The 13,043-nt window shown below is 44.8% G+C and carries 13 protein-coding genes; 3 read left to right on the forward strand and 10 right to left on the reverse strand.

All coding sequences use genetic code 11. The features are described from left to right. Positions 1-5: 5 nt before the first annotated feature. The 8 genes from FCN51_RS01965 to FCN51_RS02000 all read right to left on the reverse strand — a co-directional run bounded on the left by FCN51_RS01965 (position 6) and on the right by FCN51_RS02000 (position 7,936). Positions 6-2,102: a hypothetical protein gene (locus FCN51_RS01965; RefSeq protein WP_160255928.1), complete on the reverse strand. Its 2,097-nt coding sequence runs from the start codon at positions 2,100-2,102 to the stop codon at positions 6-8. Between the two features lie 38 nt (positions 2,103-2,140). Continuing rightward, on the reverse strand, positions 2,141-2,563 hold the full coding sequence (locus tag FCN51_RS01970; protein ID WP_309402378.1) for a hypothetical protein: 423 nt from the start codon (positions 2,561-2,563) through the stop codon (positions 2,141-2,143). 5 nt (positions 2,564-2,568) lie between these two features. Then, positions 2,569-3,378, reverse strand: a complete 810-nt coding sequence (locus tag FCN51_RS01975; RefSeq protein WP_309402379.1) for a hypothetical protein — start codon at positions 3,376-3,378, stop codon at positions 2,569-2,571. A 26-nt stretch (positions 3,379-3,404) separates the two neighbouring features. Then, positions 3,405-4,499, reverse strand: a complete 1,095-nt coding sequence (locus FCN51_RS01980) for a hypothetical protein (protein ID WP_124296352.1) — start codon at positions 4,497-4,499, stop codon at positions 3,405-3,407. 258 nt (positions 4,500-4,757) lie between these two features. Next, positions 4,758-5,630 carry a hypothetical protein gene (locus tag FCN51_RS01985; RefSeq protein WP_236661151.1) on the reverse strand — a complete coding sequence of 291 codons (873 nt, stop codon included), beginning with the start codon at positions 5,628-5,630 and terminating at the stop codon, positions 4,758-4,760. 18 nt (positions 5,631-5,648) lie between these two features. Further along, complete coding sequence (locus FCN51_RS01990; protein ID WP_160255930.1) at positions 5,649-6,287, reverse strand: hypothetical protein; 639 nt, start codon at positions 6,285-6,287, stop codon at positions 5,649-5,651. 70 nt (positions 6,288-6,357) lie between these two features. Beyond that, the gene (locus tag FCN51_RS01995) at positions 6,358-6,888 is read right to left on the reverse strand and encodes a hypothetical protein (protein ID WP_124296349.1); all 531 of its coding nucleotides are present in this window, start codon (positions 6,886-6,888) and stop codon (positions 6,358-6,360) included. Positions 6,889-7,297: 409 nt separating this feature from the next. Beyond that, entirely contained in the window at positions 7,298-7,936 is a 639-nt protein-coding gene (locus FCN51_RS02000; RefSeq protein WP_160255931.1) for a hypothetical protein, read from the reverse strand. A 209-nt stretch (positions 7,937-8,145) separates the two neighbouring features. Between FCN51_RS02000 and FCN51_RS02005 the strand changes: the two genes are divergently transcribed. Continuing rightward, positions 8,146-9,174 (forward strand): hypothetical protein, encoded by a 1,029-nt coding sequence (locus tag FCN51_RS02005; RefSeq protein ID WP_160255932.1) that lies wholly within the window; start codon positions 8,146-8,148, stop codon positions 9,172-9,174. Between the two features lie 149 nt (positions 9,175-9,323). On the opposite strand, the gene FCN51_RS02010 is transcribed toward FCN51_RS02005, so the two are convergent. Further along, positions 9,324-9,692, reverse strand: coding sequence for a hypothetical protein (locus FCN51_RS02010; protein ID WP_124296346.1), 369 nt, complete (start codon positions 9,690-9,692; stop codon positions 9,324-9,326). A gap of 71 nt (positions 9,693-9,763) precedes the next feature. Then, positions 9,764-10,873 (reverse strand): DNA/RNA non-specific endonuclease, encoded by a 1,110-nt coding sequence (locus tag FCN51_RS02015; protein WP_160255933.1) that lies wholly within the window; start codon positions 10,871-10,873, stop codon positions 9,764-9,766. 158 nt (positions 10,874-11,031) lie between these two features. Between FCN51_RS02015 and FCN51_RS02020 the strand changes: the two genes are divergently transcribed. Both FCN51_RS02020 and FCN51_RS02025 read left to right on the forward strand, forming a co-directional pair. Beyond that, positions 11,032-11,844, forward strand: coding sequence for a hypothetical protein (locus FCN51_RS02020; protein WP_160255934.1), 813 nt, complete (start codon positions 11,032-11,034; stop codon positions 11,842-11,844). 72 nt (positions 11,845-11,916) lie between these two features. Next, positions 11,917-13,038: an ATPase, T2SS/T4P/T4SS family gene (locus FCN51_RS02025; RefSeq protein WP_160255935.1), complete on the forward strand. Its 1,122-nt coding sequence runs from the start codon at positions 11,917-11,919 to the stop codon at positions 13,036-13,038. The last annotated feature ends 5 nt before the right edge of the window (positions 13,039-13,043 follow it).

Below are 13,043 nucleotides of genomic sequence, written 5' to 3' on the forward strand. Positions count from 1 at the left end.
ACGCATTATGGGGTGGGGGAGTTACTGCCGTGTTCCACAACTTGTGGGTGATCTATTTGAATCGTCTCAAAATGAGGTGCTATTGAAGTTGCATTACTTGTGCGATCCACTCCAACTTCCCTAAGCAAGAGAGCCGTTTGGTCTCGCAATTTATTACCTGTTCCAGGAATAATTGAATCTGGAACGTTCTTATTTTCTGATACAAAAGCCTGGAATGCCTTCGACAGACGATTAGACGACCTTAGATCTATCCCTGATTTTTTAAGATCCTTTAATCCCTGAACAATTTCATATGTAGATTGAGATTGCATCTCCGAAAGGAGAGAGATGCAGGTTGCAATTTCAGCAACATCTGCATTCTCTGCGATAAAATCAGGTATATCAGCAGACAGATCATTTGCATCGAGAGCGAGAATGACCTCATCCGGGCCGAAGCTCGACCCTGTTCTGCGACTCATATCGCTAGAAATGCGTGCTACCGTAGTGGCATAATCATTGAATTTTTCATCTTGAGTTATGACTGTATTAAGCAGACCAATCGCTTTTGAAAGTTTTTCTGTAGTCTTCTCATATCTTTCAATTGAATCTACCAAACGTGGTTCAACGGATCTTCTTCCGTAACTTAGTTCGGATAGGGCTTTGGAAGTATGAGATGATATTCTTGACGCATTTTCTACGCGATTTGGGAATGGATCAGATGATGGCGTAGTAAAGGCTTTGGCCGCCAATTTCAGACGGCCCCGAAGACTGAGTTTTCCATTCGCCTTTTGGGTCAAAGCCTGGCGGGGAGAATGTCTCACTTCCATAAAGCGCATTCTCTCAGCTCTCATTATATCCTGAGCTGTTTTGGTTCTCTGATTATCGAGTTCATATTGAATTGCTGCGATAAACTTTCCTGCTGGCGTGTTCAGTGCTGGTGATTTCCTTCTCACCTCTCCTTGTGATGTAAGAAGTGGCGAAGTTAAACCGCCATTATTTAGAGAGCCAGGTGCTGCTGAAGCTCCTGCAAAAGGGTAAGCTGTGTCCTGAGTATGATCAGAAGTTCTGTCTCTATCAGAAGGGGGCGCCTGTTTAGGTGAAATGTATTCCGGGTCAAGGAAAGGGGAGGGGCCGAAGTTGGAATTGGCACCTGCGGTGATATATTCCATTTGAACTTTCATGAAATCATCTGCCGTTTTCGTGCCAGCCACGACAACATGATATTCACCGTCGGGAGTGCGAACACCTAGGCGCGGGGTAATAATTCCCTTTGATATATAGGTTTTGACGTTGTCATTATCGATTTCAGATGGATCGATTATGTATGTACCATCAGCATTTTTTATGTAACTTACTAAATCTGACGTCATTCCACCTGATGGTGAAGGCACATAAAATTGAACAGAGATATTTTCTGGGTTAGGCCATTCTTGGGCATAGGTGTTCTCAGTGGGAACACCTATGGTTTGTGACCCATCCGGCATGGGCTGTGTTCCAAGCCCCTGTGTTGATGCGAGTGGGGTGGGCCAGCCCTGACTGTCAATTTTTTGGGTAGTAGGCGCAGCGTCATCGTGCTCTTGATCCGGGCCAACATCGATTGGCTCATGATCAAATGCCATTTTTTTTGAGCGTGATACTCCGGTCACTTTTTGTGTGGCTGGGGGAGATGGCCATGACATTCCAGAAGACCCAATAATGAGATCCGGGTCTTTTTGTGTGTTCTCAGTGAGAACACCATCTGCGGGAACATCTTCAAGAGGTTGGATTGGTTGATTTGCTGTATCGCCAACGGGGGGAGCAACAACAGCACTATCAAGGGCGGTGTTCTCACTGGGAACACGTGGAGTATCCATTACTGCCGAACTAAGGTCTTCAGGAGGGTCAGGAAGAAGCATATGCACCTCGGAACTTTCCTCAGGCCCTTCATGGCTTTGATGTTCAGCGTGTGGTGCTGTTTCAGTCAGATCGCTTTCTGGCGCAGAATGTGCATCGGTCTTTGGTTCTGCAGAAGAGATGGACGGTTCGTCATCAGACAGTTCATCAAGATATGCCTCTTCCATATCCTGCTCTTCAATAGATCCCGTTCTGCGCTTTAGCCCCATTGATGCCTTGCCGTCTGACATTTTCTCCACCCCGTGGCGTTGTTTTTATCAATGTTCGGTTACATTGAATTCATTCTATCTTCCTGTTTGTCCGCCAATATGAATGCAAGGGACAGACTTATTTGTTGTAGAGTTTCTAATATTTCCTGACTTTGCATTACATGCCATGCGGTCATCATGGTCAGGTCTTTCACATTTTGCGCTTCATTTGCAGATGATTCAGCAAGTGTGAATTGAGGGTTCATATACCAGGATTTGCTCCGCAATTTTTGCGCTGCGGAGTAACTCACACCGTGTGGAAAGTTATTGCTAGGAAGATATCCTGCTACGCTTGCTGCAGTTCTTTCTGCCCATGTGTGCAGAGAAGTGTCGCTGTCATCGAAATCACTGCCTGTGGGATCACTTCCCGGAAGTGGGGCTTCGTCTGCCGCCAAGCGGGAAAGTACATCAATTGCTTGAGAGTTCTGGGCAATGATGGACATACGTTTTAAATACGCGGCGCGGTTGGCTGCAGACGATCCAGAATTGTTGGGGGTGGGGGAGGGGGAGAAGCGAGGATCGCGGTGCGGATGAGGCTATTTACCTGCTGTATCTCGTTATGATCCAGAGTGTCGGAACGAGGATGGCTCAAAAGCTGAATATTAAGATCATGCCCCGTTTGAGGGCTAATGGATGTTCCTGTGTCTGTGGTAAGTGAGGATTGTGTTTTGTTGCCACACATCCCAGAGCTGACATCAAGAGCGCCAGCACTTTTTTCGCAGTGAGAGGTAAGAGTAGCCTGAATTACCTTTTCAGGAGATCTGTCTTTTCCTGTGGTATCAATTTCTGAATAATAATCTAGAGCGCCATTGGCAATTTCAGCCCGCCATTGTGAACGCGCTGCTCCGACCTGGGCGTCTCCAACTACCTCGGTTATAATATTGCAGCCTGCGGGGCCTTGAGCTGACTGTTCTGTCGCGTGAAGTTTTTCATCCTCAACACGCAACATTACTTGTCGCTTATCCTGTGCATCCATCATCTGTGACTGGGCTTGGAGGTTGGTGTCGTCGTTCAGAACCCCCTGCTGAAGTAGGTTGGTTAAGTCTGTTGTGACTTGATCGGTCTGATTGTTTATGAAGTCCGAAAGTGTTTGGGTGCTTAATTTTTGTTGAGCAATATTTTTGAGCGAATTCATTATTGCAACAGGATCATGATCAACTGTCACAGGCATCCCTGCCTTTGCAACATTTGGAAAAACACTCAACGTTATAGCTAGTGTTGCGCAAGGAATGAGGAATTTTCTGCCAAACATTTTCATATCAAAGGCCCATCATCCAGGATGTTTTAGTTATAAAAGTTCCATGAATTTGCTGCTCTGGCGATGTCATCGGAACCTATGCCGCTATCCGAGCTACTACCTTCAGTATATCCAGTTGAAAGCCCGAAATTGATGCTTCCTGGATAAAGGCCGGGGACTACGCCATCCATATCAATGCTTTGATAAAGAGACTGATCTAAAGGTTGGGTCAGTTGCGAAAACTCTGACTGCATCGCGTTACACACTGCAGAGGATATTTGATTAAGAATGTCCGAAAGGGAGGGAATGAATGAGCTAATCATCGGTCGGGTGCTTAATAAATTTTTAAGGCAAGAAACTGATGCGTACCCGGCGTTATACATATCACCTTCGGTACTGACGTAGCCTGGATCAGAACTGGAGAGACCGCCTCCGGCCTGTAAAACGCTCATCCCATTTACAAGCGTATAGCCCGTCCCAGGCATCTCAGCGAGTTTTGCCCATTTGTTGAGCATGTTGGCTGACGCTGATTGCATCGCAGTTTTCACTTCTGGGGCGCAGTACATTGTCGAAACTGATGTGGCACTAGATGTGTTCCCATTGGCATCTGTAGTTGTAGATGTGGAAACTGATGTATCAACACTGTCACCTAGATTGGTATTCGACATTTCTTCGAGATTTTTTTGCCACCCTCCGTTTTGCCATGATGGATTAGCTGCAAGATCATCGGCTGGTATCTCACCGGTTTCCAAATAAGAAGCACAGTCGGAGTGACCTAAAGATTCACTGCAATACGCAAGGGCGCCGGTCGTGAGTGTGGCGCCAGAATATTTATCAGTAGAGTTCAAATAGGAGCTATAAGAGGAGCCTAAATCATTTTGAAGGTAGGAAAGATTTTTAGCATTATAGGAATTATCTGCGGCAATTTGAGCTTGTGGATTGTTCAGGAAGTCGCTGGAACTATCTACTCCGTATGATTGAGCTTTACTTGTCCAAGATCCATCTGAATTTTCGAATCCGGCATCCTGTAATGCGGCACTAGAAAGTTGAAATGCTCCAAGGTACTTACCGTTAGAACCAGATGCGGCGAAACCTTTTGAGCCACCTTCTAAAGGGATCAACGCAGACTGGTATGACGACATTTGGTATGTGCCGCTTGTAGCGGAAGAAGATGTCCCGTCAGCCCTAACATTGCTTGGGGTCGTATGAAGTAAGCATGTAGATGAAATTAAGATAAGAGCGATCTTTGATCGGCATCTTATTTTAATACCCCTAATAATGGACATGCCCCACCCCGTGTTAACCTTGTAAGGAGAAATTATTCACAAGGTTAAATATAGCGGATGGGGATGCAAACCTTAGGACGAAATTGAGATCTCGCAGATCTAATAGAATACCTATTAAGGGGCAGGCGTGATTTTTGAAGGATAGCTTGTGCCCGATAATTTGTAATATTGACCGTTATAACTTAAAGTATCGAAACCAAGTCTTCTAATTATAAGAATGTCCGACCACCCATTTTGTTTTAGACTAGATTTACTCACAGAGCCAGATCCATCCGATAGGCCAACCCATAGTGGCTTTTGACCAGATGGTGCATCTAGGATCACAGCAGATGGACAGCCAGAAAGACTGCACTCTCCTCCGGCATATGCATATACAAACCATACGGAAGCATTATTGTTAGGGAAGATGCGGGTTCCATTGAAATTAAAATTGTCGTTATGGCTATAGTGGTGAATTTTTAACCATTCAGGAGACGTGAGAATTTCCTCCATAGCTTTTGCAATACGGTTTGGTGCTTTGGTTTTAGTGGCATCAAAATCCTCTCCTAGAGAAGACACTTTGGGATAAAAAGTTGGACCTCCGGTCCATTCCCAAACTTCTCCATCAATGTCGAGATTATAGAGGCCGTTAGGACCGACTTTTTTTTGAATTCGTATTTCTTTTGCATGCTTTTCTAGCACTACTTTCCAATTACCATTTTCAGGCATCAAGATCGTAGTCATACATGCATTGTTTCGACACGTTTGCGGTGAAGCAAAGCGTACAAGAAGGGCCGGTGTGGTTTTGCTTTGTGCTGGAGCTAATATGAGCCTGGCAGTGTCAACGTGAACATTTTTATGTTTCGCAAGGTATGTAGAGAATAATTTTTGAGCTAGTTGCTGGTCTTTGTTTTGCCCGGTCTCAGAATGCGCGGTACTGGTGAAGCTTATTTGAAGTGCAAAAAATGCCGTAAGTAAGAGGGATATTTTCGTTTTCTTGATCTGCATTTCTATAGCCGCCATTTATCAGTATGAGTTTGTGCTGAAAGCGTTGTTGAAGCTTTGTATGGGGTAGCGCGCAGTATTGGAAAACAGTGAGCCATTTGTATCAGAACTTATGATCCCAGATATTGCGTCATTTTGTTCACTTGTCCCGCCTTCTGAGAATGAAAGATTCCCACTTACCCCGCTGATATTTACTCCTGGCATCAGTTGATAACCACCGCTGGCGCCACTCATCGCATTGGACATGTTTGAGGTTATTTCGCCTTCTGCATCACTTACTTTTGTTTGAAGGGCATTACACACAGAATTTCCCAATTGTTCTAATAATTGAGAAATTGACGTAAATTGGAGCCCGTTAATAAATGGTACGGTGTTTAGTAATTGCTTGAGACACGAAATGGTTTGATAGCCTCCTTCTTCTAAAGGTGTATATAAATTTTGTGCCAAATTCCCATAAGCATCAATTGATTGGCGAGATCGTGCATTCATTAGGCTCGCTACTTCTGGAGGACAGTCTGTGGCAGTAGCCATAGCGGCGGATGATTTCCCATCCCCCCAGTAACTGGTGGACGTTGTTTCTGCGTATGCAGATCCTTCCTCAACTACGCCAAAAAAAGTTAGACCAGAGATAAATGAGGCCAACAGTAGATACTTACGCATCGTTCAAATCCTCTAGCAGCACTTTTTTAGATTTTAGAGCAATATCTAAGGTTCATTTGAGTTATCCGACCTAGCCAGGAACAGGAGAAGATGGTTCGATCTCAACTTCCTGCGTAAAGGTTGCAAGACCCATTTCAATTGCCTGAGAAAGGGTGGGGTCATTCAGGGTTAGTTCTGATTGAGGGGCAATAACCTCAGAGGCAAATCTTAGAAGGTCATCATGAAAAAGCTTTGAAATTGAAGGAGGGACAACCATTTCTTCTTTTGCGATGTCGCCGACTAGAACTGGAAGCATTAAATCACGACCTACAATGTTTCGTTCGTTATCAGCTAACCATGCCATTATTCTAAATCTTCCGGGTCTTCCTAGGCCGCGGACGCCGCTTTCATCACCACAAAGCATATGGATAAGATCGGTTATATTGTTTTGACCTTCGGCATGCCCCGAAATTTTTTTTGTAAGTTCAAGGCACAGTGAGGAATCCATTGGTTGACCTGAAGCGAGGAATGCTCTCAAAAGGGCCGGTTTAGAAGACATCCACTCGCCGATACTTGTTATATCTAGTTGTAAGTCGGATAAAGTTGGCTGAGGATTGGGCATCGACCGATCTTTATATGGTTCAGGTGTCTGACTGTTGTTACTAATCTTAGCAGTATAAGTTGCAAAACTAAGACAAAGTTAGATGTTTACGCATGATGAGAGGACCTGTTGATGGCTCACCATTATCCTTTGTTCGGTTTTAACATAGCCGAGGGTCCTATTCCCGAGACATCAGACGTTGAGCGTCTTTTAGCTATAGATGGCATTCCATGCCTTGCAGAGGCCTCAGTCAGGGATGTCGGACCAGGTTATGAAAATGCAGTTGATCATAGCCCACAGAACCCTGAACCTGGCTCATCGCCTTCACCAGTGGCTCCTGAGCATGACCCAGGCCCTATGCCAATTCCTTCTCTCCCTGGAAGCCTCTGAGAGGCGCTAGGCACCTCCGTTACTCTCTTTCGATGGGATTTTATTGCTCAGGGAGGGTGGGGGTCTCTAGCTTTCTACAAGCTTGAGCCATCAGGTCAGATATTATTTCCACCTCATGATCTGGGCATTCTGCTGCCTTTTGGGAGAGAAATGAAAGAAAATCAGGGTCTTCTGGTGCGCACATCGTGCCAACATGACGGGTAAATAGATCTTTAACGGCGCAATCAACCTCATCTGAGTATTGCGCGATAGTCACTACTGTTTCATCCTCAGGAAGAATTTTTTCGATTTCTGTATTCTCAAAATGCAGACTTTTAATGAACTCATCTCTAATAAAATCGTTCCAGGAGTTATCAATAGCTTCACTAATTAGTTGCTGTTGTTGTTTTTCAAAGGGAATACCTCCGTTTCTAATCTCTGCCGAAATATAATTATTTATATTTTCAGCAATTTTTTGCGCTGGCCCATCTTCTTGTGTTTCAATGTGAATGGCGTAACCTGATAGAGCATTCCTGACTTTTACTTCCTGCCAGGTGCTGTGCAGATGTACTGGCAGTTTAGACAGTCTGAGTTGCATCTCATTCCATGCAACTCGCTGCAAAATTGTTGGATCACGGGGGAGGGAAGGCTCCGCAAGGAGAGTAGTTGTCTTCTCGCTGTGTGGTTTGCTGAGTGACATCGGATATCGTCCTAACATAGTCAGCGGTGATATTTCTAAAATCGTTTGACAAGTAGTATCTATTCAGAATGCAAGGCACAAAATTATGGAATAAATTGTATTTGTATCTTGCATTACTTGTCGCTTTTATTCTGCCAGATTCCCTTTTCGGAACTGGCCTTTGATATTTTTTGATGGGCCAGACTGACCTAAAGGCTCAGGAGGCTCTAATGGCTACGAAGAATAATCTGAACGCGAAATCCGAACATTTTGCACAAATGGTTAAGTCTCATGGTGTGGAGTTTTTTATCACTTTCACAGATAAAATCATTTTTCAGGATACCCCTCAGACACGCCGCTTAATACGCGATGCGGGTTTAAAGCCAGTCTCTCCATTTCCTGCTGAATTTTACTCAGAAAGTGGATTGAAAATGCTGTCCGTGGAAGGTGTTTATCCCGTTGAAATGACTAATGATGCTGAAATAAAGCTCACGCGAGGCATTCCTGGGGATCCAACTTATGTGCAATTTTATAAATCTGCCAGTGAGGGGGCGAGGAGAAGCGAAGGATTTAAAATAACTGAGGCACAAGATAGCGTCTCCCACATTATCTTCAGAGCTAAGGGTGCTCCAGAAGGGATGTTTAATGGCCTTCAGATCAATGAATTTTCAATCTGTCGGAAATACAGCATGCCAATAGAGGTGGGTGGAAAAAGAGATCCTTATTGGGATGTCGTGATAAGTCATTCTTCTGGAGATAGTGCTCGTGTAAGGATTACAGATCCTGCCCATCTCTTCGAATATGATGGCTCACTTTCGAATGTCTCACTACAGCCTCTTGCTCAGAAGTTGGCTCCTAAGCGGATGGCCAAAATAAAGAATGACGCCCATTGGATGCTTAACCACAAAATAAAAGGGGTTCCCTCTCATTATGATATATCGAGCCTCCAGGCGGCCTCAGGGGCCTTGCTGCTGGAGCTGGTTGAGCGGTCTAAGCATGATAACAATGCTATGGTGGTGATTGGATCAGAATTGTCAGATGCCGTGGACAATGTCATCAGAGATTTCAGAATTGTGGGTGGTTCAAAACTGCATCAAGAGATCACAGCGTTAGATCCAAAGGATCAGGTGGCATTTCTAGTGGGGGCTTATTCTATGAGAGGTATGAATGTTGCCGAATTGACTGACGATATAGAACACGCCACAAAATTTTTTGATGCTTCGCCCAACGCATATGAACCTGAAACCCCATCACCTTAAAAGTCAATTCGAGGCCGGTTATCTTTTAGACGCGATTTTCTTTTCTATTTGAGGTGCATCCCCGTTCAGATGAACGGGGATCGCGGGAAGTCTGATCGACTTGTATTCCTTCTGAGAGGAAAAATTCTTTTGTCGATGAGGCGATAGAATTAGGAAAACGGATCACCAGGCAATTCTATCGTTGGACGGATAGATACTTTTTGCGGCAGGTCTGGTGTGTTTTCGAGGCTGTGAATGCATGATTGCAGAATATGATTCAGGCACACCCTTATCTGTGTTGGACAGCCTGAGAGGGCAGGGCAATCGTTGGAAGCAAGGTTTTTTGCTCGGGTTAGCCCTTCTCTGTCGCAAGTAATATCGAGATTTTCTCCATTGAGGGTTATGCTTACCCTGTCTGAAGCATTCTCAATGGTAAGAGGCGGTAACGAGATGGATACCCCATCATCCTTATAGGGGGCGAACTGATTAATCGCATCAAGGATGGTGTTCGGTATACCGTTGCTTTTCTGATCGATCATTTACTTAAATTCCCTTCATTTCGCTGAATATTAGCATCTTTTAGCCAGACAAAGAATGATCGGCCCGTGTTCTATTCATTGCTCTGAAATTCCTGTTCTTTTCGATCAGTCAGTTTGGGTGAGGCATTGCTTTTTAGGTAACCCATGAATTTTTTCTTGAGGTCGTTGTAATGGGAGATCGCTTCTTTTTTAACCTCACTGCCGATGAATTCTTCCAGGGCGATAATTGCTCCATACATTTCTTCCTTTCCGCTTTCGCCCTGATTTTCTGAAGTGCCTTGAATTGCAGATCCTTCTGCTTCCTGAGCTTTATGATGTGATCCTAACGAACCTGGCACACCTCCGTCATCTGGAGAAACGGTGCCGGGTGGAATACCTCTATTCTGGTCATGTGGTCGTGGCCAAGGTAGGGGGAGTTCTTCTTTTATTTCTGAATCAGAAAGCCCAGGGAATGGGTTTATTCTTGTAAATTCGATCAAGTATGGAATTGGTACCTGAGTCCACCTGTTTCCTGGACCATTGGCAACTATATAGGCCGCTGCTTTATGCTTGGATGGATCGTAGATAGCCTTGAATATCATTGTAGGGACTAGAAGTCGCCCAACCTTCAGTTTCTTTGTGAAGATAGGTCCTGTTACGACATAAATCTCACCATCATCCTCAGCAAGCTGTCTTGTAACGCTTTCTATGCCTTCCCACAGATTTCTATTATTATCCGGGTTTTGTGGGATCATATTGGCCAGAGTAAATGTTTCTTGCTGTGACTGGCTATCCCATTCATCTCCTGATGGTGTGAGATGGCCTCTATCATAACCTGTGTGAGAGTAGTCTGAGAGTTCGGATCTGAATGCATCTGGGATATTCGAGTCAGGATGGAAGGCATTCACCCTCTTCATATCCATCGCATCTTCGATATGGTCGGATGTTAGATGTTCGGCAGACCAAAGTCCTGTGAAGCTGATGCCTGAATAAAGGACGGCAAAACCTTCATAGCAAAGAGGGAAAGTGTTCCGGTTCATACCCGGATTATCAATTTCAGGGGACTGGCCGGCATAGAAATGGTCTCTGCATGCATCAAATCCTTCAGCATGGGCCGAAGGAGTAACCCCTGCGCATAATCCAATTGCTGAAACGAAGCCGCAAAAGGCGTAAAGTTTTTTTGCCTCGGCAAAGAGATTCATTGAAAGACCAATTTAACCTTGCTTAGAAAAATATTCCTTTATTCTAACCTTATCTGGTCTTTCGTTAAAGTCCTTGAGCAAGCGATTTGCTTTGTTATCCTTGTCTGATGCAAGGTTAATTTAACTTGCATATCGCAATCGCCAGGTGATCGATAAATATGTATTCTTTTGCAATATCTGCACCTCCGAAGAAGTCGCAGAATTTGGTCGAGAACCTAGGGAGGGCTGTCGAAGCATATTTTCGTCAGGGGGTAGATCAGTTTGTAATTGATATGAGTAGTGAAATCGCATCAGCTATTGATGCAGATGCATTGGCGGCTGAAGCTGTTTCGCATATAGCTCGCCGTGATTTTACAGCCATACCTTTTGCGACATGTGCCGTAAGGTTTTCTTCACAATTGTCATGGCAATGGAAGCATTATGGCAACATCGAATGTGCAGAATTATTTGCACTTCCATTTGTACCAAAACCGGGTGTAGATCCAGATTTTGAGGGTCTCTTGGCTTCTCTTCAGAGAACACAAGACCTATTCTGCCCCAGATCTCAAATCCGAATTACACCAAATTGGTGTTCTTTATATGAGTTGGATGCGGTTTCGCAGAGACCTTCGCAGGTAAGTGCTGCGTTTAAGGCTATTTATGCAGATCTACATTTCCAAAAATATCCTGTCATTTTATCTTCGATGGTCGATGATGGCACTCATCCTCGGGCGATGATTGGGATAAGTCGTACTCTTGTTCCAAGAATGGGCCAAATTCCGGCATCTATATTAAGCAAATCGCCCAACCGCCATACTTATTCAATGGATCTCACTCTTGAACGGCATTCGGACTGGAGAGCAGAGGCTGCCAATCTTTCTGCCGTTGCCGCAATAGGCCTCCCAGTAAGGCTAACAGATATTGCCCTGATGAAAGAGAGCCTTGTCAAACGTGGCGAACATTCTTGGCTTCGCGAAGTTTCTGTGAACTGACTGGTGAGGTAATCTGTGATGTCATCCCCGATTACGTCACCATTAGAAGACCTTCGATTTCAAGATATTTACATGAAATTCCCTCCGGGGAACCCATTTGAGGTCGGGCCACCGGTAATCAGGTACAAGCCAAAACCAAAGCTTGGCGAGCCTGATGTGGCGGGGGTTTTTCCTATACCGGATCAATATATAGCGGCTATGGAAACCCTGACAGGGCAGGTTTTGCAAGCCTATCGTGGGCGTAATAAGAAAAACTTCGCCTTTCAGGCAACCCCGAACCTTCGCATTAGAACAGTCACTTATTTTGATGAGCAAGGGCGTTGGAGAACTGCCCTACGAAGCCTTGATCGGAATGTTCATAAACTCAATGAACTAAATATCAGTCCTGAAGTTCTTATCCTTCTCCGAAGGTGGATGAAGCGTAAGGGGGGAGTATTCGTGTTCGGGGCTACAGGGCATGGGAAGTCAACCACCTGTACGTCTATGATTGATGACTTTTTGTCTGATCATGGTGGCTATATGTATAGTGCCGAAGATCCGATGGAATTTGAATTTGATGCTGATAATTACAAATCGGCAGAGATATGCCAGAGAGAAATAGATGACGATGACGGCTGGGAGCCTGCAATGAAGGATGCCCTTCGCTCTCGTCCTGATGTTGTTTACGCATCTGAATTCCGAAATGCGCCATGTGTAAAAATGCTTCTTAGGGCATCCACATCTGGGCACCTTACAATATCGACTGGCCACGCATCCAGCGTTGATGATGGTCTTATGTTTATGGGGCAGAGTGCATCAGAATTGATTGGGAATATGGCCTGGGTGCAGCTTTCTCAGGGGCTTGTCGGAGCCATACATCAGACGTTGATCAACGGCAGACCGCATATTGTCTGTCTGGAAAATACTGAAGCAGTGGCCAGCATTATCAGGGAGAATAAGTTTCATCTGCTTAGTAGTGAAATAGAACAGCAGCAGAATCAGCTTGAGATTATGGCACGCGATGGCGGTCGATCAACCTCAAGTTATGCCGAGCGCAACACAACCGTATCTATTCCAAGGGATATGCAGAAGCCTGCACGGAAACAAAATTCATCAGATACAAAGAAGATTCCAGCTAAAGCAAAAACTGTTAAGAGGCGTCCCAAGCCACCACCAACGACATGGGAGAAGCTTAGAGGGCTTCTCCCATTCTAGTAGGG

The sequence above is a fragment of the Acetobacter pasteurianus genome (assembly GCF_009914215.2).
GTDB classification, from domain to species: domain Bacteria; phylum Pseudomonadota; class Alphaproteobacteria; order Acetobacterales; family Acetobacteraceae; genus Acetobacter; species Acetobacter pasteurianus.